Source organism: Mesorhizobium sp. M1E.F.Ca.ET.063.01.1.1, assembly GCF_003998155.1.
Lineage (GTDB): Bacteria > Pseudomonadota > Alphaproteobacteria > Rhizobiales > Rhizobiaceae > Mesorhizobium.
In genome coordinates this window covers 1-478 of sequence record NZ_RZSC01001572.1, presented here as the reverse complement: position 1 = coordinate 478, position 478 = coordinate 1, and the positions used below count along the sequence as shown (strand labels likewise).

Sequence of the window (478 nt, the reverse complement as noted above, 5' to 3'; positions counted from 1 at the left end):
GGACGAAAGCGGGCACGAAGACCTGCGACCGACGATTCTTGCTGCGCTTGGGGATGTGGGCGTCGCCCCCCCGTCTCTATGCAGTCTCATCGGCAAGTACGACCTGAGCGTCATTAGTGCGGTCATCAAATATCGCGGATTTTCCCCAAGCTTGCAAAGCGACGCCTATGATTGTGCGGCAAAGGTAGGGCTGCAGTTGTCCGGTACACCATCGGATCGTATTGCGCTAATGCGCCTGCTAGTAGCCAACAAAGTCAGTGGCCGAGGAGTCGCTCTTGCAAATCAGATTGATAGGATAAGTGCCGGCGGAGGGGATATCGAGACCGTGGAGGCGCTGGCCAAGCCTGTAGACAAGGGACTCTTTGAGCTCGACGACGTGATCGGCGCAATGGACAGATTGAAAGCTAGCCAAGTTGACTATCCAGAGAACGCTGCAGCATATAGTCGCCTACAAGGCTATGGTGCACACGGGTCACAC

Annotated in this window: 1 protein-coding gene; it reads left to right on the top strand. The window is 55.9% G+C overall.

Features of this window, described 5'->3' with window-relative positions:
* A partial coding sequence (locus EOA29_RS41975; RefSeq protein WP_189479200.1) for a hypothetical protein occupies positions 1-478 on the top strand: 478 nt, incomplete at both ends.